This is a genomic window from Pseudomonas sp. fls2-241-TYG-175 (genome assembly GCF_030209155.1).
In the GTDB taxonomy this organism is placed as follows: Bacteria; Pseudomonadota; Gammaproteobacteria; order Pseudomonadales; family Pseudomonadaceae; genus Aquipseudomonas; species Aquipseudomonas viridiflava.
Window position 1 is genome coordinate 210,472 of the sequence record NZ_JARVSO010000004.1, and the last position, 26,256, is coordinate 236,727.

Genomic DNA, 26,256 nt, shown 5'->3' on the forward strand with positions numbered 1-26,256 from the left:
AAGGACATTGCTGCATGGATCGCAACCCATCGCGCCCTACCAAAAGCATGGCGGCTCTTTTTTCAGCCCACCTGCTTAAAAAGAACTTACAGGGCATACCCGACTGGCCAACGAAGGTTTCCGGCTTTACATATGCGCCTTTTCGCCCCGGACAAAGCCCTTCCAGAAAGCGCTATCCGTCACGCGTCCAGATTGAGGAAGACCTTTTACTCATCAGGCCTTTCACTCGAAACGTACGCACTTACTCAGTCGAGGGCTCGCTGGCCTGGATTCCCGAAGTGGCTCAGACGCTGGGGATGACCGTCACGTTGGGCGCATGGATATCCCAGGATGAGAAACACAACGATGCAGAGCTGAACACGGCCATTGAGCTGGTCAGGCGTTATACCAATATTGATCGACTGTTGATTGGAAACGAGGCCCTCTATCGCGAAGATACTACGCTCGCCCGTTTGGTGGACTACATGACGTTAGCCAGGCGGCAGGTCAGCGTGCCAGTTTCCACCTCCGAAGCCTGGAGTACATGGGTATATATACCGGAACTGGCACGCCAGTCGGATTTCATAGCTGCCCATGTCTTACCGTTCTGGCAAACGATTACGGCAGAGTACGCAACCTCCGAGGTCATGGCGCGGGCAGAACAATTGCACCAGCTATTCCCGGACAAACCGATATTGCTGTCCGAGGTCGGCTGGCCCAGCAGAGGCAGCGCCACCAGAAGGACGTTCAGCTCTCGGGCCGAACAATCCGCTTGCGTGCGCAGCCAACTGCACGCGCTCAATCATCACGGATACGACTATTTTGTGGTTGAAGCATTCGATCAACCCTGGAAAACACACGAGGGACCACCAGGACCTCATTGGGGCCTATTTGATACCCAACGCAAGCTGAAGATCCAGCTCAATGGGCCGGTGCAAGAGTCGCTCGACTGGCGATTGGAATATCACCGCCTGATAGCCGCTCTGCGGCCCCGATCTCGGCACTGCGCCATCGCAGTGATTGCGCCGATTTACTGCATTCTGGTAGCGGCAGGCATGGCAGGCAGCACATCACTGCCCTCATGGGTCGCGCTACCGTTGAGCCTGAGCTGGGCTTGCTCACTGCTGATCAGTGTCGCGCTGGAGGTGCATGAATGGATGGAGGCGTGCTGGGGTTCGGAGCACAACCGGGTATTTCCTTCCAGGCTCATGCAGGACAGTTACTCGCCAAAGGTTTCGCTGCACGTTCCCTGCTACAACGAACCTTCAGACATGGTCATCCTGACGCTTGATGCGTTACAGCGCCTGGACTATCCAGACTTTGAAGTGCTGGTCATCGACAACAACACCCAGGATCCTGGGGTCTGGAAACCTGTCGAGCGACACTGCCATAAACTGGGTACTCATTTCAGATTCTTTCACGTTGACCCACTATCAGGGTTCAAGGCGGGGGCCTTGAATTACCTGCTGGACCGTACCGCCGCAGACGCCGAAATAATCGCCGTGATTGACGCGGACTACTGCGTCAATCGCCTATGGCTAAGGCACATGGTGCCGCACTTCGCAGACCCACGGATTGGCGTGATTCAGTCACCACAGGATTATCGCGACGGTGATGAGAGTTTTTTCAAACGCTGCTGCAAGGCCGAGTATCGGGGTTTCTTCAATATCGGCATGGTAATTCGCAACGACCACGACGCAATCATTCAGCACGGCACTATGACAATGATCAGGCGTTCGCTACTGCAACGACTGCGTTGGGCACATTGGTCAATCAGCGAGGATGCCGAACTGGGTCTGCGGATCATTGAAAATGACTTCTCCACCGGCTACAACGCTACCAGCTACGGCAAAGGACTTATTCCTGATACGTTCATTCACTTCAAGAAGCAGCGTTATCGCTGGGCCTACGGTGCGGTTCAGATACTCAAACACCACGCCAACAGCCTGATCACAGGCAACTGCAGCTCACTGAATGCCACACAGCGTTATTACTATCTTGCGGGGTGGGCTCCATGGGCTGCGGAGGGTATCAACTTCGTGCTGACGTTGATCGTCTTACCATGGACGATGGCGATGATTCTCGCACCCGAGCTGTTCGGTCCTTTGCCATGGATCTTTACTTCTACACTGCTGCTGATTTTCATTTTACGAAGCTTCAAGATCATATTGCTCTATCTGCGAGTGATCGGCTGCGATATCCAGGAGGCACTGGCATCAGCTCTGGCTGGTATGGCGCTGCATCCAACTATTGGAAAAGCGGTTATCTCAGGCATTTTCACCTCACGACTACCGTTTTTTCGAACCCCCAAACAGATCGCTGGCAGTCATTACACGCAGGCACTGTCCGAGGCGGGTAGCGACCTCGGAATACTATTGCTGTTCTGGATGACGGCAATCGGGCTTTGTTTCAGCGATGTACCTGGTGATGCCGACCTGTTGGCATGGATCGCAATACTGGCGGTGAAATCGCTGCCGTATCTGGCGGCGGTAGTGATGGCAGCGCTATCTGCTCACGCGCGTCGCACAACACACGCCGCAACGTGACATCTTCGATATGCATTGATAAACGACGGCCTCACACCGTCGTTTGATATAAGATAACGGCCTTTTCGCGCCCCCAGTCTTGCTACCGGAGTTCTGTACATGACGGCCCCTTCCGATCTTTCGCCTACCCTGCAGCTTGCCTGCGACCTGATCCGTCGACCGTCGGTCACACCAGTCGATGCCGACTGCCAGACCGTGATGATGCAGCGCCTGGGCGATGCCGGTTTCAAGCTTGAGCCGATGCGTATCGAAGACGTGGACAATTTCTGGGCGACCCATGGCAACCACGAAGGTCCGGTGCTGTGTTTTGCCGGTCACACCGATGTGGTGCCGACCGGCCCGGTCACGGCCTGGGAGAACGACCCGTTCGATGCGTTGATCGACGAGCACGGCATGCTGTGCGGACGTGGCGCAGCGGACATGAAGGGCAGTCTGGCGGCCATGCTAGTGGCGGCCGAGCGTTTCGTGGCTGACCATCCGGACCACCGTGGTTCGGTTGCATTTCTGATCACCAGCGATGAAGAGGGTCCGGCGCATCACGGCACCAAGGCGGTCGTCGAGCGTCTGGCGGCGCGCAAGGAGCGTCTGGACTGGTGCATCGTCGGCGAGCCGTCGAGCACCACGCTGGTGGGCGATGTGGTCAAGAACGGTCGTCGCGGTTCGCTGGGCGCCAAACTCACGGTGCGTGGCAAGCAGGGTCATGTTGCCTATCCGCATCTGGCGAAGAACCCGATTCACCTGACTGCAGGCGCGCTGGCCGAGCTGGCTGCCGAGCACTGGGATAACGGCAACGACTTCTTTCCACCGACCAGCTTCCAGATTTCCAACCTCAATTCTGGCACCGGCGCGACCAACGTGATTCCGGGCGATCTGGTGGCGGTGTTCAATTTCCGCTTCTCCACCGAGTCGACCGTCGAAGGACTGCAGCAACGGGTAGCCGACATTCTCGACAAGCATGAACTGGACTGGCACATCGATTGGGCGCTGTCCGGCCTGCCATTCCTGACCGAACCGGGTGCCCTGCTGGACGCTGTGTCTGCGAGCATCAAGAGCGTGACCGGCCGCGACACCAAGGCTTCGACCAGTGGCGGTACCTCCGATGGGCGCTTCATCGCGACGCTGGGCACTCAGGTCGTCGAACTGGGCCCGGTCAACGCGACGATCCATCAGGTCAACGAGCGCATTCTGGCCAGCGATCTTGATGTATTGACCGAGATCTACTACCAGACACTGGTCAAGTTGCTCGCCAGATGCTGACTTGTCCTATCTGCTCAGGGCCGCTCGCTTCGGCCGACAATGGCGTGGTCTGTCCCGCCAATCATCGCTTTGACCGTGCGCGGCAGGGTTATCTGAACCTGTTGCCGGTGCAGCACAAGAACAGCCGCGACCCTGGCGACAATCAGGCGATGGTCGAGGCGCGGCGTGATTTTCTCAACGCGGGCCATTACGCACCGGTAGCCCGCAGGCTCGCTGAACTCGCGGCTGAACGTATGCCCGCTCACTGGCTGGACATCGGCTGTGGCGAGGGTTATTACACCGCGCAAATTGCCGAAGCCCTGCCAAGGTCCGACGGGTATGCGCTGGATATCTCCCGCGAAGCCGTGAAGCGCGCCTGCCGTCGCGATCCGAAAGTGACGTGGATGGTGGCGAGCATGGCCCGCGTGCCGTTGCCGGACGCCAGTTGTCAGTTTCTGGCCAGCGTCTTCAGCCCGCTGGACTGGACAGAAGCCAAGCGCCTGTTGACACCCGGTGGCGGGCTGATGCGCGTCGGGCCGACCAACGACCACCTGATGGAGCTGCGCCAGCGTCTGTATGACGAAGTGCGCGATTACGCGGATGACAAACACTTGGCGCTGGTCCCCGAAGGCATGCAACTCCAGCACAGCGAAACGTTGCGCTATACCCTGAAGCTGATCGACGGTCAGTCACGCGCCGATCTGCTGGCCATGACGCCTCATGGCTGGCGCGCCAGTGCCGAACGTCGCACCGCTGTCATCGAACAGCCCGGACCATTCAAGGTCACCGTTTCCATGCGCTACGATTATTTCGTGCTGCAATAAGCATTCAAAAAGAGGCACCCATGCGCCAACCCGATATCGAGATTTATCTGAAAGACGAAGACGTCGACCACAAGGCCATCGCCCAGTGGCTCGGCGACGCCATTGGCCCCTGCAGCGAGTGGGCACAGAAAGGCCAGACCTGGAAGTGCAAGGCAGGCAACGTGCCTGTGACCTGGCTGCCGAAGGCCGTGGGCAAGTGGAACAGCCTGTACCTGGAAAGCGACCAGACGCCATGGGACGACGACATCGCCTGCGCCCGCGCCGCGTTTGCTGCGCTGAACGTGGAAGTGCGCTGCGCACCCGGGACATGGGTGGAAGAGGAAAGCGACGATACCGCCGATCGCTGGATGCGCATCAGCGCCGACGGTGAAGAGGAGATCACCTGGAAGACGTCGTAAGCGACAGGATTGCAGCGGACTCAACAACAGTCACAAACCCTGCCGAACTGATCATGCCGACGCATAGCGTTGACCTGCAGCCCGGACGCGGAGCGTCCTGAGAGGCGTTACCACGCTGGAGCGTGGGAACGATCAGGGATATCAAGCACACTGATCGTGCCCATCGCGTGGGCATTTAGCCCGTGAAGCTCTGCATCACTTCACCGCTTTTGCCCATAGTCTCCGGATGCGTCACACTGACGCCATCTCGGGCAGTCGCCCTTTATTCAGCAGAAGCCGTATGACCCGCTCTCCGTTCCGCCGTCTTGTATTCGGCACGCTGCGCCGTTTGCTGTACCTCTGGGTTCGCTCGGAAACCATCAATCAATCGTCTTTCACGCTCAATCTGGATCGCAGCCGGCCGGTGTTCTACGCCCTGCAATCGCCGTCGATCAGCGATCTGGCCGTGCTCGACACCGAATGCCGCAAGGCCGGTCTGCCTCGCCCGGTGTTGTCGGTGTCGGTCGGCGATCTGATGGAGCCTGCTGCGTTCTTCTACCTGACGCCCTCTCCCGACTGGCTAGGCCGTCACGACAAGCGCGGTGCGCCACCGACGCTGGAGCGGCTGGTGGCTGCGGTCGGTCAGAACCCGACCGAGGATGCGCAGATCATTCCAGTCAGCGTGTTCTGGGGCCAGTCGCCTGATCGCGAGTCGAGCGCCTGGAAGCTGCTGTTCGCCGACAGCTGGGCGGTCACAGGACGCCTGCGTCGTCTGGTGAGCATTCTGATTCTGGGCCGCAAGACCCGTGTGCAGTTTTCCGCCCCCATCCACCTGCGTGAGCTGGTCGACGAGAACAAGGGCTACGAGCTGACCCTGCGCATGACCCAACGTCTGCTGCGCGTGCACTTTCGCAACCTGAAGAGCGCAGTGATCGGACCCGACGTGTCGCACCGGCGCAACGTGGTCAAGGGGCTGCTGGACGAGCCGCTGGTCAAGCAGGCAATTCTTGAGGAAGCCCAGCGCGAAAAGATTTCCCAGGAAAAGGCTCGCGAGCTGGCACTGCGTTACGGCAACGAGATCGCTTCGGACTACACCTATTCGGCGATCCGTTTTCTGGAAGTGGTGCTGAGCTGGTTCTGGAACAAGATTTACGACGGCATCAAGGTCAGCCACATCGAAGGCGTGCAGGAAGTCGCGCCGGGTCATGAAGTGATTTATGTGCCTTGCCATCGCAGCCATATCGATTACCTGCTGCTCTCCTACCTGCTGTTTCGCAATGGTCTGACGCCCCCGCACATTGCTGCGGGCATCAACCTCAACATGCCGGTCATCGGCAGTCTGTTGCGGCGCGGCGGCGCGTTTTTCATGCGTCGCACGTTCAAGGGCAACCCGCTGTACACCGCAGTGTTCAATGAATACCTGCACACCCTGTTCACCAAGGGTTTCCCGGTCGAGTATTTCGTGGAAGGCGGCCGCTCGCGTACCGGGCGCATGCTGCAACCCAAGACTGGCATGCTGGCCATCACGATGCGCAGCTTCTTGCGCAATTCGCGCATGCCCATCGTGTTCATCCCGGTGTACATCGGTTACGAGCGCGTACTTGAAGGCCGTACGTACCTGGGCGAACTGCGCGGTGCGACCAAAAAGAAAGAATCGATCTTCGACATCTTCAAAGTCATCGGCGCGCTCAAGCAGCGCTTCGGTCAGGTGTCGGTGAACTTCGGCGAACCGATCAAGCTGGCAGAGTTTCTCGACTCCGAACAGCCGGACTGGCGTGAACAGGAGCTGGCCCCGCAATTCAAACCGGACTGGCTGAGCGGCACCACCCATCGTCTGGGTGAGCGCGTGGCTCAGCACTTGAACGAAGCGGCTGCCGTCAACCCGATGAATCTGGTAGCCGTGGCGTTGCTGTCGACGCATCGTCTGGCGCTGGATGACCAGGCCATGGAACGGGTGCTCGACCTGTACCTGACGCTGCTGCGCGCAGTCCCGTATTCCCCTCACACCACGCTGCCGGAAGGCGACGGCCGTGCGTTGATCGAGCACGTGAAAGGCATGGACCTGCTGGCCGAACAGAAGGATGCGCTGGGCAAGATCCTGTACCTGAACGAACAGAACGCGGTGCTGATGACCTACTACCGCAACAACGTGCTGCACATTTTTGCGCTGCCGTCGTTGCTGGCCAGTTTCTTCCAGAGTTCTTCGCGCATGAGCCGGGAGCTGGTCCTGCGCTACACACGGGCGCTGTATCCATACCTTCAATCCGAGCTGTTCATCCGCTGGCCGCTCAACGAGCTGGATGAGGTCGTGGATCAGTGGCTGGCCGCCTTTGTCGAGCAGGGCCTGCTGCGTCGCAAGGACGACGTGTACATCCGCCCGGAGCCAAGCTCGCGCGAGTTCGTGCTGTTGACCCTGCTGTCCCGCGCCATCGCCCAGACCCTGCAGCGCTTTTACATGGCCATCGCTCTGCTGCTCAACAGCGGTCAGAAAAGCCTGACTCCCGAAGAGCTGGAAGACCTGTGTACGGTCATGGCCCAGCGACTGTCGATTCTGCACGGCCTCAACGCGCCGGAATTCTTCGACAAGAGCCTGTTCCGCCACTTCATCCAGACCCTGCTCGACCTGGGCGTATTGCGCAAGGACACAGCGGGCAAGCTGAGTTACCACCCGCTGCTGGGTGAACTGGCTGAAGGCGCCGCGAAACGCGTATTGCCAGCCGAAATCAGGTTGTCGATCCGTCAGGTGGCATTGCATAGCGGTGAAGATGAGCAAAACATCAGCGCCGAGGAAGGAGCGGCGTAGTTCTCACTTGAAGAAGCCTGTGTCAGCGGGGCATTTTCGTGCCCCGCTGTCCGTCCAGCAGCCGTGCCCCCTCGCTCGCCCCATATAGGGTCCGCCTGATGCTCGTTTGAGCCTCGCTCATTTTCCCGGTGTCAAACACCCGCACCGACTTCCTGATACGCTCAATGCATACAGCGCCGATATCTGCCTCGACGCTGCTTCCAAGACCTCACCAAAAAGGATGCTGCCATGCTTCGCCCCACGTTTTCCTTTGCCGGCCTCTGTGCAGGCCTGCTGCTGTCGGCCAACGTCTTCGCCCTGTCGCTGGGTGATCTGTCGCAATCCGATGCTACGGGCGGCCTCAAGGATGCCCTGACCCAGGGCGCACAGGTTGCGGTCAAGCAACTGGGCGTGCCGGGTGGTTTCAGCAAGAACGAGGAAGTGCGTATCGAACTACCAGGCAAACTGGGTCAGGTCGCCAAGAAAATGAAAATGCTCGGCATGGGCACTCAGGTCGATCAGCTGGAAACCAGCATGAACCAGGCAGCAGAAGCTGCCGTCCCACAAGCCCAGGCGCTGCTGGTGGATGCGGTGAAGAAGATGAGCGTGACCGACGCCAAGTCGATTCTCAGCGGTGGCAAGGATTCGGCAACGCAATACTTGAGCAGTAGCAGCCGCGAGCAGATCCGTACCAAATTCCTGCCCATCGTCAAGAAAGCCACCGATCAGGTCGGTCTGGCGCAGAAGTACAACGCGTTCGCAGGCAAGGCGTCATCACTGGGCCTGCTGGACACCAAAAGCGCGAACATCGAAAGCTACGTGACAGAGCAGGCGCTCAATGGCCTGTTCGAGATGATCGCCAAGCAGGAAGAAAGCATCCGCGCCAACCCGGCCGCCGCCGCAACAGGACTGGCGAAGAAAGTGTTTGGCGCGTTGTAAGTACGTCGTCATGAACTCGTGGGAGGCGGGTTGCCGGCGATGAGGTCGACGCGGTATGCCAGAAAAAACGCGTCATCGTTCATCGCCGGCAAGCCGCCTCTTATCGAACAACCTGTAAGCCACTGAAGAAACTGGATTTTGTGGGAGCGGACCGGGCGGCGTTCCGTTTGTCCGCGAATGCTGCATTTCAGTCGCTGAACTTTCATCGGCTGTACCACCTCTTCGCGGACAAGTCCGCGCCCACAGTCCGGTGTTTGCTGCGCGGCAGCGCTACGTCGAAGACGTAGTGACGCCTCCCACGGCCCGATACTCGCCTCGATGTCAGCCGACTTACATGCCCTCAACCTTCTTCACCCTGAACCACGCCGCATACAGCGCGGGCAGAAACAGCAACGTCAGCGCAGTGGCGACGATCAGGCCGCCCATGATGGCCACGGCCATCGGGCCGAAGAACAGGCTGCGCGACAGCGGGATCATTGCCAGTACGGCCGCAAGAGCCGTCAATACAATGGGCCGGAAGCGACGCACTGTGGCTTCGATGATCGCGTACCACTGATCCAGGCCTGCGGCGATGTCCTGCTCGATCTGATCCACCAGAATCACCGAGTTGCGCATGATCATCCCCGACAGCGCAATGGTGCCCAGCATGGCCACGAAGCCGAACGGTTGATTGAAGATCAGCAGGAACAGCGTCACCCCGATCAGGCCAAGCGGTGCGGTCACGAACACCATGAGCATGCGTGAGAAGCTGCGCAACTGGATCATCAGCAGGGTCAACACGACCACGATGAACAAGGGAACGCCTGCGTTCACCGAGTTCTGTCCGCGTGCGGAATCCTCCACCGTACCGCCAACCTCCAGCAGATAACCGTCCGGCAACTCGGCGCGTACCCCATCCAGGGTCGGCATGATCTGCTTCACCAGCGTCGCCGGTTGATCCTTGCCATAGATGTCAGCACGCACGGTCACACTGGGCAGGCGGTTGCGGTGCCAGATCACGCCTTCTTCAAATCCGTACTCCAGCGTCGCCACCTGAGACAGCGCGACGCTGGCGCCGTTTTGCGTCGGAACGGCCAGACTGGACAGCGCTTCCAGCTGCTCGCGCTCATTGCGTGTGCCGCGCACCATGATGTCTACCAGTTCGTCGTCTTCGCGATACTGACTGACGGTTGAACCGGTGAGCGAGTTGCGCAGGAAGGCCGAGAGGTCGGCGGTGGTCACGCCCAGCGCCCGTGCGCGATCCTGATCGATGTTCAGGTGCACGACTTTGCTCGGCTCCTCCCAGTCCAGGTGGACATTGGACACATGAGGATTCTCGCGAACCTTGTCCTGCACCTTGCGCGCCAGCGCCCTGACCACTTCGATGTGCTCGCCAGTGACGCGAAACTGCACCGGATAGCCCACAGGCGGGCCGTTTTCCAGACGCGTCACCCTGGAGCGCAGGGTCGGAAACTGCTCATTGAGATGAGTGATCAACCAGCTGCGCAGCGCCTCGCGATCTTCGATGCTGCGGGTGAGCACCACGAACTGGGCGAAGCTGGGCGCAGGCAGTTGCTGGTCCAGTGGCAGGTAGAAACGCGGCGAGCCGGTGCCCACGTAAGCGACGTAATTGTCGATGCCTTCGTGGCCCTTGAGCATCTGTTCCAGACGCTTGACCTGCTCGCCGGTATTGACCAGCGACGAGCCTTCGGCCAGCTTCAGGTCCACCATCAGTTCCAGACGCCCGGAAGCCGGGAAGAACTGCTGCGGGACAAACTTGAACATCACCACCGACAGGACGAACAAACCGACCGTGGCGACAATAACGGTCTTGCGGCGCCGTACGCACCAGCCCACCAGTGCGCGGACACGTTTGTAGAACGGCGTCGCATAGGGATCGGGGGCATGGCTGCCATGCTTGGCTGCATGCCGCTTGGCGAGATCCGGCAACAGGCGGTCGCCCAGATAAGGCACGAACATGACTGCCGCGATCCACGAGGCGATGAGCGCGATGGTCACCACCTGAAAGATCGAACGTGTGTACTCACCGGTACTCGATTGCGCGGTGGCAATCGGCAAGAAGCCCGCTGCCGTGATCAGCGTGCCGGTCAGCATCGGGAATGCCGTACTGGTCCAGGCGAAGCTGGCGGCCTTGAGCCGGTCGTAGCCCTGCTCCATTTTGATCGCCATCATTTCCACGGCAATGATCGCGTCGTCCACCAACAGACCCAGGGCAAGCACCAGCGCCCCCAGCGAAATCTTGTGCAGGCCGATGCCCAGGTAATACATGGTCGCAAAGGTCATCGCCAGCACCAGCGGAATGGCCAGCGCGACGACCATGCCGGTGCGGACACCCAGCGAGAAGAAGCTCACAAGCAACACGATGATCAACGCTTCGGCCAGTACCTGAACGAACTCGCCGACACCGGTCTTCACCGCAGCTGGCTGATCGGACACCTTGCGCAACTGCATGCCGACCGGAAGGTTTTTCTGTAACCGGGCGAACTCGGTTTCCAGCGCTCGTCCCAGCACCAGAATGTCGCCGCCGTCCTTCATGGCCACTGCCAGACCAATCGCATCCTCGTCCATGAAGCGCATGCGCGGCGCAGGCGGGTCGTTGAAGCCACGGTGTACATCCGCCAGATCGCTGATTCGAAACGTGCGGTCGCCCACGCGGATCGGGAAGTTACGGATCTCGTCCACGCTTTGAAACTGCCCGCTGACCCGCAGCTGGATGCGTTCGCTGGAAGTCTCGAAGAAGCTTGCCGAGGACACCGCGTTCTGCGCCTGCAGTGCCTGTTGCACCTGCTGCAACGGCAAGCCCAGCGTGGCCAGCTTGACGTTGGACAGCTCGATCCAGATCTTCTCGTCCTGCAGGCCGATCAGCTCGACCTTGCCGACATCCTTGACCCGTTGCAGCTGAATCTGAATCCGGTCGGCGTAATCCTTGAGTACCGCGTAATCAAAACCCTGGCCGGTCAGCGCATAGATATTGCCGAAGGTCGTACCAAACTCATCGTTGAAAAACGGCCCCTGAACGTCGGGCGGCAGGCTCTGGCGAATATCACCGACCTTCTTGCGGATCTGATACCAGAGATCAGGCAGGTAGGCGGAAAAGATCGAGTCACGCGCCACGAAGGTGACGGTGGATTCTCCCGGCCGCGAGAACGACGCAATGCGCTCGTACTCACCGGTTTCCATCAGTTTCTTTTCGATGCGATCCGTGACCTGCCGCGCCACTTCTTCGGCGCTGGCGCCCGGCCACAAAGTGCGGATCACCATGGCCTTGAAGGTGAAGGGCGGGTCTTCGCTCTGTCCCAGTTTGGTGTAAGACAGCGCACCGACGATGGCCAGAACGATCATCAGGTACAGCACAACCTGGCGGTGACGCAGTGCCCATTCGGAAAGATTGAAGTGCATCGGGCCTACTCCTTGGCAGCCAGTTTCACGGCCCGATTGCTGCGATCCACCGGACGGACACGCTCACCCTCACGCAATACATGCCCACCCGCGGCCACGATCCAGTCGGTTTCCTGAACACCCTGAACGATTGGCACCGACTCCTGACCGTACGGGCCAACCTGGACCGGGACTCGCGTCACAGTGCTGTCAGGGCTGACACGCCAGACATACGTCGCTCCGTTCTCGGCGGTGACTGCCGAGAGCGGCACCGCCAGCGGCACGGCATGCTCGGCCGCAATGAATACCCGCGCGCTCTGGCCAAGCTCTGCGGGAACCTGCCCGCTGGCAAACGCCACCCGCGCCGCAAAGGTGCGCGAACGGGGATCAGCGGACGGTGACAGCTCACGAATACGGCCTGGGAAGCGCTGATCACGCAGTGTCCAGAGTTCGACAGAGACCGGCTGACCGACCTTGAAGCGGGCAAAATTCTGTTCCGGAAGGCTGATCAGCACTTCTCGCTCACCGTCGGTGGCCAGGGTGAAGACCGTCTGCCCTGCAGCAACCACCTGCCCGACCTCGACCGAGCGCCTGGCGATCACGCCGTCCTGAGACGCACGCAGCACGGCGTAAGCCGTCTGATTGTCAGCCACCGTCAGCTCGGCCTTGATCTGCTTGAGTCGGGCTTCGCCTGCGCGATAGAGGTTTTCGGCGTTGTCGTATTGCGAGCGGCTGACCATCTGCCGATCAAGCAGGGTCTTGTACCGATCCCGCTCGGAACGCACCAGTTGCAGGTTGGCTTCGGCGGCAGCGACCTGTGCACGAGTGGCGTCCAGTTGCAGGCGTACGTCCTGCGCATCCAGTTCGGCAAGGGGCTGGTTGGCCTTGACCCGCTGCCCCTCCTCGACCAGCCGCTTGCTGACCTTGCCGGCAATACGAAACGCCAGCTCAGGCTCAAAGCGGGCACGCACTTCGCCAGGGTAGCTGTCCATGGATTGAGCGGAAGGCAGCGGCTGCACCACCATCGCGGGGCGCACGAAAACCGGGGCGGTGGTTTCCTGACCGCACGCTGTCAGCAGCGAGACCAGACACAGTGGCACGAGAAGCGGCATGACATCGCGGAGCATGATGTAAACCTTCATCAAAACAGGCTTGGAATAATTGTACTGGCGAGTATATTAAAAATTATCAAACTCACCAGTACATTATTTGAACCTTATGCCTGATACCCCATCCAACAGCGGCCCCGGCCGTCCCAAGGACCTCGAGAAGCGCAAGGCCATTCTCGAATCCGCGAAGAATCTGTTTGTCAGCAATGGCTACGTGAACACCAGCATGGATGCGATCGCCAGCGAAGCCGGCGTCTCCAAACTCACGGTCTACAGCCATTTCACCGACAAGGAAACGCTGTTTTCAGCCGCCGTGGTGGCGCGTTGCGAAGAGCAGATGCCTGCCGCGCTGTTTCATCTGGCAGAAGGCGCGACGGTCGAGACAGCGCTGCTGAATATCGCCCGTGCCTTTCAGTGTCTGGTCAACAGCCCGGAATCCCTCGACCTGCATCGCTTGATGGTGACGCTGGGCACTCAGGACCCGCAGCTGTCGATGATCTTCTTCGAGGCCGGTCCGCAAAAGCTCGTCAGCGAGATGGAACGCGTGCTGGTCGAGATCGACGCAACCGGCAGCCTGCGCATCGAAAGCCCGCGCAGGGCTGCCGAGCACTTTCTGAACATGGTCAAAGGCATTCACAACTTCCGGCTGCTGGTGGGATGCAGCACACCGCCGGACGCGGATACCGCTGAGCGGCATGTGCAGGAAGTCGTGAAACTGTTCATGCGGGCCTATCAGCCTGAACAGTGACGGACAGGCACGACCGGGTTAATCCACAGCCTTGGGCTTGAGGGCTTTCTTCGGATAGATGTCATAACGGCTGGATTTGCCATCCAGCGCATAACCCGGCTTGGGCCCGTCGATGCAGGGCGCCTTGCGCGGACGCTTGACGACCACACGGTGACTGGCCAGTGCCAGCGCGGCTTCCAGCAAGGCAGGCGCGTCCATGTCATCGCCTACCAGCGGACGGAACAGGCGCATCTCTTTTTTGACCAGTGCGGTTTTTTCCCGGTGCGGGAACATCGGATCGAGGTAGATCACCTGCGGCGCCTCGCCCTGCCAGTCACGAATCAGCTCAATCGAGTTGCCGGTCAGCAAACGCATCTGACCGATGATCGAACCCACGTCGCGGTCATGGCGCCCGCGTGACAGCCCGTCTTCCAGCAACGCAGCGATAATCGGTTGCCGCTCGATCAGGCTCATCTCGCAGCCCAGGCTCGCCAGTACGAACGCATCCTTGCCCAGCCCCGCCGTGGCATCCAGCACGCTGGGGCGGATACCCGGCTGAATGCCGACAGCCTTGGCAATCATCTGCCCGGTGCCACCGCCGAACAGCCTGCGATGGGCCACCGCTCCTTCGACAAAATCGACCCGCACCGCGCCGGGCGCATCGTCACCCAGCTGTTGCAATTGCAGGCCATCGTCGGTCACCTGCAGCGCAAAATCAGCCTGTTCGTCCTGCAAGGGCAGGCCCAGACGCTCGGCCCATGTGGTCGCCTGATCCTGCCCGTCCGCTGTCAGGGCTTCGACCCGGATACGACTGCCTGCCTGCTGTTCACTCATTACGTCTACACACTCAAAAAATGTTAATGATCAGCAAAATCTGCCGATAACCAAGTATCCGGCATTTTGCCAGACCCAAGGCCAGTACTGATCGCTATGTCAGACATTGTTCAAACATCCATTGGCTATTTGTCGCACTCAGGCGACTTTAGCGTCCGTAACAGCCGCACCCTCGGTGGTGTCACGCAGTTGTGGTCGGATGCTTTTGCACGCGCGATGGCTGATCAGGTTGCCGACAGCACACCGATTCCCGTCCACCCAAGCAGTGTGGAAGTGGACGTCGAGACCGGCGAACCCGTCGCAGGCGCCAAGACCCTGAGCAAGATCGTCGAGCAGCGCGCCTGCCCGGTGGCCGACACCGAGGTCAAGCCGCCAGAGCCGCTGTTCCTGCCAATCGCCGAATTCGAACTCGACCTGCTGCCACCGCCAGCCGAGCCATTCAGCATTGCCGACATGATCGAGCAACAACGTCATCTGGAATTCGAAAGCAACTGGGTGCGCCCTACCGTCCTCAATGCTCACAGCGATGTGACACCTGGCCCGGCACCACAGACCCGTCCACTGCACCTGCCTATCGCAGAGCTCGAATGGGACCTGGCTGACAAGCCTGCCCTGCCCCTCGACGAAAAGACCATCGCCACCCAACAGCGCCAGTTCGATTACGAGAACGTCTGGGCTCGTCCGCTGATTCTGCAAAACCTGCGCATGGCAGCCTGATCAGCGACACACCTGCCAACGCCCCATGTCCACATGAAAATGATCCCGGTGCGCCGCGTTGTATTCCGGCCCCAGCACCGTGCTGAAACTCCTGCAGGCTCCGTCGCGAACCAGCCTCAGAAAACGCCCCTTGTCCCCTGCGTCATTCCAGTCCTTGAGCAGGTTGATGCGCTGACCATCCGCCAGACGAAAACCGGCGATGTCCAGCGCATTGGCCGTCGCATGCTGGCTGAGCCGGCTATTGGCGCGGTTATAGATATTGCGGCAGGCAAAACTGCCCAAGTGATCAATACGTGCAACGCGCTGACCGAACACTGTCTCGGCCGCCGGCTGCAGCGTGTGAATGTCGAACAGCACGTAGGCCACCGCCAGCGGACAACTGGCCAGAAAGCTGCTGCTCAGTGCCACATCGCCGCCCTGCACACGCAAGGTGTTCTCCAGCGGACATCGCGCCGACGCCGGGCTGTCCGCCTGCCGGCTGAAACGCAGACCCGACGCACTCAACACCTGATCACACAGCGCCGGATCATCCCGCAGGCGTGACAGCTTGAACGGCGTCAGCAGATTCGGTTCGGCGCGCACATCCAGCGGTGCCCAGGGATTCCATTGCGGCGGTACGTCGATCCAGCCACGCCAAACCGCAACCACTCCGACCGCACACAGAACCAGCAACAACAGAAACACACGCATGCTCAGCCCTTGAACAGATCGTTCAGTTGATCGAAGGGCAGCGCCTGTCCTGCGTAGTTAAAGGTGCCGTAGTTGCGGATTTCCTCGGCAGCGCGATAAAGGCCCCCAAATGCCGCACGGGCAAGCGAGGAGCCGACGCTGATGCGCTTGACGCCACACTCGCTCAGATCCGCCACGGAAAGTGTCACGCCGCCCAGCCCCATCAGGATATTCACAGGCCTGGGCGCTACAGCACGCACCACTGCGATGACTTCTTCACGGGTACGAAGGCCAGGAGCGTAAAGTACATCCGCCCCGGCTTCGGCGTAAGCCTCGAGCCTGCGAAGGGTGTCAGCGAAATCCATCCGACCGTTCAACAGGTTTTCGGCCCGCGCGGTGAGCATGAACGGGAACGGCAGGCTGCGCACCGCAGCGACCGAAGCCCGGACGCGTTCTACCGCCAGATCGAAGTCGTAAATCGGATGGTCTGCCCGCCCGCTGGCATCTTCGATGGAGCCACCCACGATTCCCGCCGCTGCCGCCTTGAGCAGCGTTTGCGCGCAGCCTTCGGGGCTGTCGGCGAAGCAGTTTTCCAGATCGGCAGCGACAGGAAGCGAGGTGGCCGCCACGATATCCGCCACGTTGGCGAGCGTGTCATCACGGCTTATCGCACCCTCGGCGTCCGGACGACCCAAGGTAAACGCGAGGCCCGCGCTGGTCGTCGCCAACGCTTCGAACCCCATCGAGGCCAGCAGTTTTGCCGAACCGGCATCCCAGGGATTGGGCATCACGAAGGCGCCACCGCGTTCATGCAAGGCCTTGAACGTCTGCGCTTTGAGAAGTTGTTGCGAGTCCATGTGCGTGCTCTCCGGGTGACGGGCTTCAATCAACCCACACCTATCGACCTCAGAGCAAGCCCAACTGCTCCACCTGCGGACCTCGATCCAGTTCAGGCAGCGGTGGCAGCCCTGGCAGGCGCACCCTCAATTGCTCATGAAAACGTCGCGCCAGCTCGGGCGCGCGCAGGTTGTCCGGTGTGTGCAGGAACACGTAAGGCACCCGCCCTTCTTCGATCCAGACCGCGACTTTTTCCACCCACTGCACCAGAAACGGGTCATTGGCCTCAAGCTCGGGGCGGCCAATGAATCGGACCTGAGGATGCTGAGTGAGCGCTGCCGGACGTGCAGGCACCTTGGGTTTCTTGGACTGCGCGTGCAGGACCGCGAGGTCGCTGGATACGCAACTGAACAAGGCACGCGAATCCAGACAGATGCGCTCGATACCGCGATCCAGCAGCAGACGATTGAGCATGCGCTCCTCATCGCCCTTCATGAAAAACGCCATGTTGCGGACTTCCACAGCAAGCGGCACATTCAGTTCATCAATGAAACCGACCAGTTCAGCCAGGCGTTGCGGCGTGAAACTGGCCGACAGTTGCAACCAGAACGGTGCAACTCGCTGACCCAGCGGAGCCATCAATTGAATGAACATCTCAGCAGCGGTTACTTGGGCGCGCAGGTCACCGTCGTGGCTGATGTCGCGGGGAAATTTAGCGGTGAAGCGAAAGTCTTCAGGCATCACTTCAGCCCAACGCTGCACGGTGGAGGCCGCGGGACGGGCATAGAAAGTGGTATTGCCTTCGACAACATTGAAAACCTGCGAGTACAGGCTCAGGAAATCAGTCGGGCGGGCGTCATCGGGATACAGCGAATCGCGCCAGGCGTTTTCGCTCCAGGACGGACAGCCGAGGTAATAAGGCAGGTCGGACACAATCAGACGTGAAGATCGAGCCCCGATACTTCAAGGTCCCAATCCACAAAGCTGGCCGTGGTCAGGTAACTGGCCAAGGCATTGGCGACACGAGAGCTCATGGAGCGGGGAAAGATGATGTCCTGAGGACGTGCAGGTACGTTGCCAGTACTGCCGATCGGACCCTGGTCAGCGTCGCGACGGGACGCGCGCGCAGGCACCGGCAGATCAATGTCGGTGGTGACTTCTTCGAAAGAACCCTCAACCGTCGAAGGCTGCTTCTGCGGCTTTCGCTTGATGGGGTAAGAACGTTGTGATGGTCCGTCGATGCGCATCAATATTTACTCGGCTTCTGTAGTGGCAATTTAACGTTACAGTCCGGATACTGGCAAACTCCCTAACGTTAACTAGACCACACATATTGCAAATTGTTTGAGCTCGAGCGTTTTAAGTCACACTAAAACGATAAACGGTAGATGGCGAATTGATACAACCGTTGCAATCGCCATAACTTGCGAGTTGCCGCGCGAGTACTAACGCGCCTTCGGCGTGGCAACCTTGTCACGCAGATACACCGGCTGCGCATCATCGGCCTGAACGGCTTCGCCGCGCTGCCAGGCAAAGGCGGCCAGTGTCAGCAGATCCTGTGCGTGAGGCAACAGGCTTGCATCATGCCCGGCCAACGCGACCGGGATACGCTCGGCGTAGCCCCACCCCGTACCGGCACCGAACCATTCACCCGTTATGTCAGCGGGCAATGCGGCCAGCTCCGGCGCCATCACCGCTTCGGCACCGACCAGACGCATCTCGCCTGCTGTTTCGCGATAACAGCCCCAATAGACTTCATCCATTCGCGCATCGATGGCGGCCGCCACCTGCGACACGCCCCGCTCGCGAAAGGCTCGCTGTGCCAGCACCGCCAGATTGGAGACCGGCAATACCGGACGCTCCAGCGCGAATGCCAGCCCCTGAACCACGCCAATAGCAATCCGTACGCCGGTGAATGCACCCGGACCACGGCCGAACGCAATGGCATCCAGCGCCGACATCGCAATACCTGCCTCGGCCAGAAGGTCCTTGATCATCGGCAACAGGCGCTGGGCATGCAGGCGCGGAATCACCTCGTAGTGGCTCAGTACCTTGCCGTCATGCAGCAAAGCGACCGAGCAGGCTTCAGTGGCGGTGTCCAGGGCCAGCAAGGTGGTCATCGGTTTGTCCGTCGTCGTTGAAAAGTGGCGCAGTATAAATGACAAATGGCCCGCAAGCGGGCCATTGTCGAGAAGCGATGTCGAATCAGCTCAGTGCATTCAGCACTTTGGCGGTGATCTCTTCGACAGTACCGACGCCAGGGATGTGGCTGCACTTTGGCTTGCCATTCTGAGCGCTCAGTTTGCTGTAGAACTCCACCAGCGGCTTGGTCTGCTCGTGGTAGACAGCAAGGCGATGACGCACGGTCTCTGCCACATCGTCAGGGCGCTGAACCAGATCTTCGCCAGTCGCATCGTCCTTGCCTTCAACCTTGGGCGGGTTGTAAACCAGATGATAGGTGCGACCGGATGCCGGGTGGACACGGCGACCGGACATACGCTGGACGATTTCTTCGTCATCAACAGCGATTTCCAGCACATGGTCGATTTCCAGACCGGCTTTCAGCAATGCCTCGGCCTGTGGAATGGTGCGCGGGAAGCCGTCGAACAGCACGCCGTTCTGGCAGTCCGGCTCAGCCAGACGGTCCTTGATCAGACCGATGATCAGATCATCGGAGACCAGACCGCCCGAATCCATGACGCTCTTGGCCTTGATGCCCAGTTCTGTACCGGCCTTGACCGCTGCGCGCAGCATGTCGCCTGTCGAAATTTGCGGGATGCCGAACTTTTCAGTGATGAATTTTGCCTGAGTACCTTTACCGGCCCCGGGAGCTCCCAGCAGAATCACGCGCATCGTCATGCTCCTCAAATTTTTTATATGGAAATCATCGGATTCGCCTCAGGGGCCAATCTAAAAAATGAATCAGGCCAATAGGCCAAAAGGCTGATCAAGATACACAGCAGACCGTAGCCGCACAAGCCGCCAAAAGTCGCAGTAACCGCAGGGGCACTGGCGTGCAGACCGAGGTCACTAAACGCTGCGACCTGCTGCAGCCCCTCCGGCAGGTTAGCCTTTAAACGCTTCACCTGCCGTGATCCTGATCAAACCCAGCGCCTGCCACTCGGGCCAAGCCGTCAGCCGGTGTTGCGCAGCCCGGCGGCAATTCCCGCCACAGACACCAGCAACGCCAGTTCCAGAGGGCTGTCCAGATGCGCCTCACGGTGGCGCGAGCGCGACAGCAGTTCAGCCTGAAGCAGATGCAACGGATCCAGATAGGTATTGCGCAGGCTGATGAACTCGAGAGTTTCGGGGCTGTGTGCCAGCAATTGCGTCTGCCCGGTCAGCCCCAGCACCACGTCGCACGCCTGCGACAATAGGTCGCGCAAATGTGAGCCTAAATGTTGCAGCTCTCCGCTGACCAGACGTTCGTCATATAGTCGCGCAATATCTGAATCTGCCTTGGCCAGTACCATTTCCAGCATGTCGATGCGGGTTCTGAAGAACGGCCAGCGCTCGCGCATCTGCGCCAGCACGTCGCCGTCGCCACGCTCCAGCGCCTTGGTCAGCGCCGCTTCCCAGCCCAGCCAGGCGGGCAGCATCAGGCGTGTCTGGGTCCAGGCGAAAATCCACGGGATGGCGCGCAGACTCTCCACACCGCCTTCGCGGCGTTTGGCTGGTCGGCTGCCCAACGGCAGGCGACCCAGTTCCTGCTCGGGCGTGGCCTGGCGGAAATACTCGACGAACTCCGGATTTTCCCTGACCACCGCACGATAGGCGCTGACGCCATCACTGGCCAACTGGTCCATCATCGTGCGCCACGCCGGCTCGGGCAGCGGCGGCGGCAACAGCGTCGCTTCCAGTACAGCAGCCAGATAAAGGTTGAGGTTCTGCTCGGCAATGTCCGGCAGGCCGAACTTGAAGCGGATCATCTCGCCCTGCTCGGTGGTGCGGAAACGCCCGGCCACCGAACCTGGCGGCTGCGACAGAATGGCCGCGTGCGCCGGGCCACCGCCGCGTCCGACCGTACCGCCACGGCCGTGGAACAGCAGCAGTTCGACCTGTTGATCGCGACAGATCTGCACCAGTTTTTCCTGCGCCCGGTACTGCGCCCAGGCCGCTGCAGTCGTGCCAGCGTCCTTGGCCGAGTCGGAATAACCGATCATCACTTCCTGAGGACCGTGCAGACGTGACCGATAACCCGGCAAACCCAGCAGTGTTTCGATGACCGGTCCGGCGTTGTCCAGATCCGCCAGTGTTTCGAACAACGGCACGACGCGCATGGGCCGTTGCAGCCCGGACTCTTTAAGCAGCAACTGCACCGCCAGCACATCCGACGCAGCGCCCGCCATGGAGATGACATAAGAGCCCAGCGATGCGGCCGGTGCCGCCGCCACTTCGCGACAGGTTGCCAATACTTCGGCTGTGTCTGCGGCGGGTTTGAAATAGCCGGGCAGCAGCGGACGACGGTTGTTCAGTTCACGCAGCAGAAACTCGATGCGGGTCTGCTCATCCCATTCCTCGTAACGGCCCAGCCCCAGGTAATCAGTGATTTCAGTCATGGCGGCGCAGTGGCGGCTGGAATCCTGACGCACGTCCAGACGCACCAGGAACAGACCGAAGGTCACGGCGCGACGCAGGCAATCCAGCAGCGGACCGTCAGCAATCACGCCCATGCCGCACTCATGCAGCGACTGGAAGCAGAGCATCAAGGGTTCGATCAGCTCGCGATTGTCATGCAGCACGGACTCAGGCGCAGGCTGAGTGATGGCCAGCGAAGCATTGGCCCAGTTGCGGGTCGCTCGCAGGCGTTCGCGCAGGCGCTTGAGTTCGGTGCGATAGGGCTCGGCACTGTCGCCGACACGGGCACGCAACGCATCGCTGGCCTGCTGCATCGACAGGTCGGCGGCCAGACTGTCCACATCGCGCAGATACAGGTCGGCCGCCATCCAGCGCGCCAGCAGCAATACTTCACGGGTGACAGCCGCCGTTACATTCGGGTTGCCGTCCCGGTCGCCGCCCATCCACGAGGCGAAGCGGATCGGCGCAGCTTCGAGGGGCAAGTGCAGACCGGTCGCAGCCTGCAGCGCCAGATCGGCCTTGCGCAGGTAGTTGGGAATGGCATGCCACAGCGAATGCTCGATGACCGCAAAGCCCCACTTGGCTTCATCGACCGGGGTCGGGCGGATACGACGGATCTCTTCGGTGTGCCAGGCTTCGGCGATCAACCGCTGCAGACGCGAGGTGATCTGTTCACGCTCCAGGCTGTTGAGATCACGATGATCCAGCGCGGCCAGCTGCGCGGCAATGGCGTCGTATTTCTGAATCAGTGTGCGTCGGGCCACTTCGGTGGGGTGCGCGGTGAGCACCAGCTCGATCTCCAGCTTGCCCAACTGTCTCGCCAGTGCATCAGGGGCATGACCTTCGGCCTTCAAGCGCTCCAGCAGTTCGGGCAGTACCCGGGATTCGAACGGTTGCGGCTGCGAGTCGTCGCGGCGATGCATGAGCTGGTATTGCTCGGCGATGTTCGCCAGGTTGAGGAACTGGTTGAACGCGCGCGCCACTGGCAGCAGCTCATCGTCTTCCAGGCCATCGACACTGGAGCTGAGGGCTTCGGCACCTTCAGCAGAGCCACGTCTGCCTGCCTTGGCGCTCTTGCGAATACGCTCGATCTTGTCGAGAAAATCAGCCCCGCGCTGTTCGCGAATCGTATTGCCCAGCAGCTCACCCAGCAGGTGAACGTCTTCGCGCAGTCGCGCATCGATATCGGCCATCGTTCCCTCTCCCGGTTTTTTATTGGGGCTTTTTGTCTGATCGCTTACCCGAACTGAACGGGTGTATTGAAATCCGCTTTGCCAACAGTGCATCAAAAGCGCGCTCGCCGACAAATCCTTGTGCATGAAATTATCTGTCCGTGCCACGAATGCCATACAGGCTAATCTCATGCATGAGCCACACAACGACTCCATCACGCAACAGACTCGCCACAAGCGAGCCCATCGAGAAGACAGTCAGGAGAAGTCACCATGAAAATCCGCGAACTGGCCCGCCACTGGGAAAATAATGCCAAGGGTCGCCTGACCAGGACCCGCTATGCGATTCATCTGGATATCGAATCCGCCGCGCGACTGGCCGCACTGTGCGAGATGTACCCCAAACATCACCCTGAAGAGTTGCTGGGCGAGCTGATCGGCGCGGCAATGGAAGAACTGGAAGCCAGCTTTCCTTACGTCAAAGGGCCGCATGTCGTGGCGACGGATGAGGAAGGCGACCCCCTTTATGAAGACATCGGCGCCACGCCCCGCTTCCTGGCACTGTCCAAACGTTACCTGCATGAACTGTCTGAGGAGCTGGACACACCAGTCGATGAACCCGGCCAGGTGTAACACCGCCGATTCTGCCAGGGCCCACGCCCGTAAAGGGCCGGGCCTGACGGCTCGCTCTGTATGCGCACCATATTCAGTACGACATATAAAACGTTCCCGCCCGCTCACGAAATATTTATGTGAACTATTCAAAAACCCCGCAGGTCCGAGCCATTAACCATTACAGGAAAGCCTGAAGAGCATCAGGTGGTTGCATGACCCGATGCCCGGCCTGAATAAAAACTGTCATGGATAACCACGTTCGGAGTCAGACAATGGAGTTGATCACCATGAACACCCCTACTGCCAATACCACGTTCAAAGGCCTGCGCGGGCTGAAACTCGCTGCGCTGGCGCTGGGTAGCACCTTCATCTTGGCCGGCTGTGCGGGCAACCCGCCGTCGGAGCAGTACGCGGTCTCTCAGTCGGCCGTCAACAGCGCAGTGAGCGCCGGCGGTACTGAGTTCGCAGCGGTGGAAATGAAGTCGGCTCAGGACAAGCTCAAAGAAGCTGACCTCGCCATGCAGGACAAAAAGTACGACGAAGCGCGCAAGCTGGCCGAACAGGCCGAGTGGGATGCCCGAGTGGCAGAGCGTAAGTCTCAGGCCGCCAAGGCTGCCAAAGCCGTGCAGGATGCTCGTCAGGGCGTCAACGAACTACGTGACGAAGGCATGCGCCAGGTGCAGTGAGCACCGCCATCAACCTTTGGTTTTCATGCATTCGTAATCGATTAAAGGACGACCCTAATTATGCGTAAACAATTGATGATCCCTGCCCTGCTGGCCATGAGTGTTGCACTGGCTGCCTGTGCCACCAAGCCGAACCCTAACCTGGAGCAGGCGCGTACCAACTTCACGTCGCTGCAGACCAACCCGGACGCCACCAAGGTTGCCGCGCTGGAAACCAAGGACGCGAGCGAATGGCTGGCCAAGGCTGAACAGGCGTTCCGTGATGACGCCGACGCCAAGAAAGTCGACCAGCTGTCTTACCTGACCAACCAGCGCGTTGAACTGGCCAAGCAGACCATCGCCCTGCGCAACTCCGAAGCCGCTCTGCAGAACGCTTCTGCCGACCGTGCCAAGGCTCGTCTGGAAGCGCGTGACGCACAGATCGCAGCACTGAAGAACAGCCTGAACGCCAAGCAGACCGAACGCGGTACTCTGGTGACTTTCGGTGACGTGCTGTTCGACTACAACAAGGCCGAGCTGAAGCCAGGCGCCCAGGGCGACATCGGCAAGCTGGCTGCTTTCCTTCAGGAAAACCCTGATCGCAAAGTGATCGTTGAAGGCTACACCGACAGCACCGGTTCGGCTTCCTACAACCAGTCGCTGTCCGAGCGCCGCGCCAATTCGGTTCGCATGGCGCTGACCCGCATGGGTGTAGATCCAACTCGCATCGTTGCGATGGGCTACGGCAAGGAATATCCGGTTGCTGACAACACCAGCAATTCGGGCCGTGCCATGAACCGTCGTGTGGAAGTGACCATTTCCAACGACAACCAGCCGGTTGCTCCACGCTCCTCGATGAAATAATCGACTGAGCGGCTGCACCGAAGCCCCGCCTGCGCATACAGGCGGGGCTTTTTCATGGGCGCTTCACGGGCGTGTCGACGCCTGCTTAGCAATACAGCGCACGGCCTGCCTGCGATCATCGACCAGCACGCCGGACAGCCCGGTGCGCGACGTGTCGAACAGCACCAATACCCCATTGACGCACTGCGCCACTTCTGCCGCAGGCGTGGCGGCGATCTTGTAGTCCTCTCCGGGTACGGTCTTGAGCAGCGTGAACTCGCTCAGTAACAGCGCATCCTCGGGTCTCGCGAAATGCAGGTAGCCGTAGTACCACAGGCAGCCGACCGTACCGATGATGCTCGCGATGCCGGTCAGGATCATGCCCCTGACGTTCCGCTCATCACTCATTCCTGCGTCTCGGGTTGCTTTGAGGTTACCGGGTAATTGGGTACTTCGGCGAGGCGGCGCAGCCCGTTGAAATGCTGTGGATCCTCCAGATAACGGAGCATGACCTGCCGCCATAACGGATCAGCGAAGGTCTGCACATGTCCGCCGCGGGTCAGTTGCAGCACACGAGGCGGCGGCGCGGCCTTGTAGACACTGATTCCGTTGACCAGCGGCACAAGGGTGTCATCCATGCTGTGAAAGATCAGCATCGGGGTGCCAGCCATCCTGGGCAGACCGTTGACGGCACTGTCGCCATCAGGAATGAACCAGGACAATGGCGTCCTGAACGGCAACGTCAGCCAGGAGTTGCTGAGTGAATTGCGCGCGACGTCTCTGTAGCTCGCAGGCACACCGTCGAGAACCAGCGCCTTGATTCTGGATCGCTCGTCGGGATGCTCCGCCAGGTAGTGCACAGCCAACGCGCCGCCGATGCTCTGACCCAGCACCACCAGCGGTTTGCCTTGCACCTCGGGCGCAGCTTTCAACCAGTCGAAGGCGGCCTGAATGTCCTGATAGATCGCCGGCAGGCTCGGCTCGCCCTGCGACTGGCCATAGCCGCGGTAGTCGAGCATCAGCACCTGATAGCCCTGTTCGGGCAGCCACCAGCTTCCGCCCAGATGCCAGGACATATTGCCGCCATTGCCATGCAGGTGCAGCACCGTGCCCTTGACCGGCACGCCCGCCTTCGCCGGGAGCCACCAGCCGTGCAGGCGGGTGCCGTCTGCAGCAGTCAGATTGACGTCGCGGTACTCCAGACGCGCCTTGTCCGGGGTGAACGGCAGACCCGGTTCCGGGTAGAACAGCATCGAACTGCAGCCGGCAAGACTGAGGAGCAAGGCAAGGATGCTGATCAGTTTCAAATGTGGGGTTCCTTGAGAGAGTCAAAATGGTGCCCGTGACGCCCTGCGTCACCTTCCAGAGCGGACGCGGAGCGTCCTGGGAGGCATTCCCACGCAGAGCGTGGGAACGATCATCAGGCCAC

23 protein-coding genes are annotated in these 26,256 nt (G+C 60.2%); 11 read left to right on the plus strand and 12 right to left on the minus strand.

Annotated elements, in window-relative coordinates:
• Positions 1-14 precede the first annotated feature (14 nt).
• The 6 genes from QRN20_RS04670 (at position 15) to QRN20_RS04695 (ending at position 8,683) form a co-directional block, all read left to right on the plus strand.
• Positions 15-2,525 carry a glycosyltransferase family 2 protein gene (locus tag QRN20_RS04670; RefSeq protein ID WP_285360013.1) on the plus strand — a complete coding sequence of 837 codons (2,511 nt, stop codon included), beginning with the start codon at positions 15-17 and terminating at the stop codon, positions 2,523-2,525.
• Between the two features lie 99 nt (positions 2,526-2,624).
• A complete protein-coding gene (gene dapE, locus QRN20_RS04675; protein WP_058431974.1) occupies positions 2,625-3,782 on the plus strand; it encodes a succinyl-diaminopimelate desuccinylase in 1,158 nt (385 codons plus the stop codon).
• The gene (locus QRN20_RS04680; protein WP_122424230.1) at positions 3,776-4,585 is read left to right on the plus strand and encodes a putative RNA methyltransferase; all 810 of its coding nucleotides are present in this window, start codon (positions 3,776-3,778) and stop codon (positions 4,583-4,585) included. The genes dapE and QRN20_RS04680 overlap by 7 nt, the downstream gene beginning before the upstream one ends.
• Before the next feature lie 20 nt (positions 4,586-4,605).
• Entirely contained in the window at positions 4,606-4,983 is a 378-nt protein-coding gene (locus QRN20_RS04685) for a hypothetical protein (protein ID WP_122433918.1), read from the plus strand.
• Positions 4,984-5,263: 280 nt separating this feature from the next.
• Positions 5,264-7,765: a glycerol-3-phosphate 1-O-acyltransferase PlsB gene (gene plsB, locus QRN20_RS04690; protein WP_122434965.1), complete on the plus strand. Its 2,502-nt coding sequence runs from the start codon at positions 5,264-5,266 to the stop codon at positions 7,763-7,765.
• A 228-nt stretch (positions 7,766-7,993) separates the two neighbouring features.
• Positions 7,994-8,683, plus strand: coding sequence for a DUF4197 domain-containing protein (locus QRN20_RS04695; RefSeq protein ID WP_004878979.1), 690 nt, complete (start codon positions 7,994-7,996; stop codon positions 8,681-8,683).
• A 330-nt stretch (positions 8,684-9,013) separates the two neighbouring features.
• Here QRN20_RS04695 and QRN20_RS04700 read toward each other — a convergent pair whose 3' ends face one another.
• Together QRN20_RS04700 and QRN20_RS04705 are read right to left on the minus strand one after the other, a co-directional pair.
• On the minus strand, positions 9,014-12,082 hold the full coding sequence (locus QRN20_RS04700; RefSeq protein WP_285360014.1) for an efflux RND transporter permease subunit: 3,069 nt from the start codon (positions 12,080-12,082) through the stop codon (positions 9,014-9,016).
• A gap of 5 nt (positions 12,083-12,087) precedes the next feature.
• Complete coding sequence (locus QRN20_RS04705) at positions 12,088-13,188, minus strand: efflux RND transporter periplasmic adaptor subunit (protein ID WP_122455653.1); 1,101 nt, start codon at positions 13,186-13,188, stop codon at positions 12,088-12,090.
• A gap of 91 nt (positions 13,189-13,279) precedes the next feature.
• Between QRN20_RS04705 and QRN20_RS04710 the strand changes: the two genes are divergently transcribed.
• Positions 13,280-13,918 carry a TetR/AcrR family transcriptional regulator gene (locus QRN20_RS04710; RefSeq protein WP_057408665.1) on the plus strand — a complete coding sequence of 213 codons (639 nt, stop codon included), beginning with the start codon at positions 13,280-13,282 and terminating at the stop codon, positions 13,916-13,918.
• 18 nt (positions 13,919-13,936) lie between these two features.
• Here QRN20_RS04710 and QRN20_RS04715 read toward each other — a convergent pair whose 3' ends face one another.
• The gene (locus tag QRN20_RS04715; protein WP_122412781.1) at positions 13,937-14,731 is read right to left on the minus strand and encodes a class I SAM-dependent methyltransferase; all 795 of its coding nucleotides are present in this window, start codon (positions 14,729-14,731) and stop codon (positions 13,937-13,939) included.
• Between the two features lie 96 nt (positions 14,732-14,827).
• Between QRN20_RS04715 and QRN20_RS04720 the strand changes: the two genes are divergently transcribed.
• The gene (locus QRN20_RS04720) at positions 14,828-15,448 is read left to right on the plus strand and encodes a hypothetical protein (RefSeq protein WP_004878953.1); all 621 of its coding nucleotides are present in this window, start codon (positions 14,828-14,830) and stop codon (positions 15,446-15,448) included.
• On the opposite strand, the gene QRN20_RS04725 is transcribed toward QRN20_RS04720, so the two are convergent.
• The 7 genes from QRN20_RS04725 to ppc all read right to left on the minus strand — a co-directional run bounded on the left by QRN20_RS04725 (position 15,449) and on the right by ppc (position 22,725).
• Positions 15,449-16,138 carry an extensin-like domain-containing protein gene (locus tag QRN20_RS04725; RefSeq protein WP_088235809.1) on the minus strand — a complete coding sequence of 230 codons (690 nt, stop codon included), beginning with the start codon at positions 16,136-16,138 and terminating at the stop codon, positions 15,449-15,451.
• 2 nt (positions 16,139-16,140) lie between these two features.
• A complete protein-coding gene (locus QRN20_RS04730; protein ID WP_029241809.1) occupies positions 16,141-16,974 on the minus strand; it encodes an isocitrate lyase/PEP mutase family protein in 834 nt (277 codons plus the stop codon).
• A 49-nt stretch (positions 16,975-17,023) separates the two neighbouring features.
• On the minus strand, positions 17,024-17,887 hold the full coding sequence (locus QRN20_RS04735; RefSeq protein WP_163005638.1) for a DUF72 domain-containing protein: 864 nt from the start codon (positions 17,885-17,887) through the stop codon (positions 17,024-17,026).
• Positions 17,888-17,889: 2 nt separating this feature from the next.
• Positions 17,890-18,201: a hypothetical protein gene (locus QRN20_RS04740; protein WP_025994515.1), complete on the minus strand. Its 312-nt coding sequence runs from the start codon at positions 18,199-18,201 to the stop codon at positions 17,890-17,892.
• A 198-nt stretch (positions 18,202-18,399) separates the two neighbouring features.
• Positions 18,400-19,074 carry a tRNA (adenosine(37)-N6)-threonylcarbamoyltransferase complex dimerization subunit type 1 TsaB gene (tsaB, locus tag QRN20_RS04745; protein WP_029241807.1) on the minus strand — a complete coding sequence of 225 codons (675 nt, stop codon included), beginning with the start codon at positions 19,072-19,074 and terminating at the stop codon, positions 18,400-18,402.
• An 85-nt stretch (positions 19,075-19,159) separates the two neighbouring features.
• Positions 19,160-19,807 (minus strand): adenylate kinase, encoded by a 648-nt coding sequence (gene adk / locus QRN20_RS04750; protein WP_122517053.1) that lies wholly within the window; start codon positions 19,805-19,807, stop codon positions 19,160-19,162.
• A gap of 281 nt (positions 19,808-20,088) precedes the next feature.
• Positions 20,089-22,725, minus strand: coding sequence for a phosphoenolpyruvate carboxylase (gene ppc / locus QRN20_RS04755; protein WP_088235811.1), 2,637 nt, complete (start codon positions 22,723-22,725; stop codon positions 20,089-20,091).
• Between the two features lie 252 nt (positions 22,726-22,977).
• Here ppc and QRN20_RS04760 point away from each other — a divergent pair, with 252 nt between their 5' ends.
• The 3 genes from QRN20_RS04760 (at position 22,978) to lptF (ending at position 24,848) form a co-directional block, all read left to right on the plus strand.
• Positions 22,978-23,337, plus strand: a complete 360-nt coding sequence (locus QRN20_RS04760) for a hypothetical protein (RefSeq protein ID WP_025994519.1) — start codon at positions 22,978-22,980, stop codon at positions 23,335-23,337.
• A 254-nt stretch (positions 23,338-23,591) separates the two neighbouring features.
• Complete coding sequence (locus tag QRN20_RS04765) at positions 23,592-24,005, plus strand: DUF4398 domain-containing protein (RefSeq protein WP_004878933.1); 414 nt, start codon at positions 23,592-23,594, stop codon at positions 24,003-24,005.
• Between the two features lie 60 nt (positions 24,006-24,065).
• Complete coding sequence (gene lptF / locus QRN20_RS04770; protein WP_004878931.1) at positions 24,066-24,848, plus strand: lipotoxin F family OmpA-related lipoprotein LptF; 783 nt, start codon at positions 24,066-24,068, stop codon at positions 24,846-24,848.
• A gap of 63 nt (positions 24,849-24,911) precedes the next feature.
• Here lptF and QRN20_RS04775 read toward each other — a convergent pair whose 3' ends face one another.
• A complete protein-coding gene (locus QRN20_RS04775) occupies positions 24,912-25,235 on the minus strand; it encodes a PA3694 family proteiin (RefSeq protein WP_029241805.1) in 324 nt (107 codons plus the stop codon).
• Positions 25,232-26,134, minus strand: coding sequence for an alpha/beta hydrolase (locus QRN20_RS04780; protein WP_122412777.1), 903 nt, complete (start codon positions 26,132-26,134; stop codon positions 25,232-25,234). Before QRN20_RS04780 ends, QRN20_RS04775 begins: the two co-directional genes overlap by 4 nt.
• Positions 26,135-26,256: the final 122 nt, after the last annotated feature.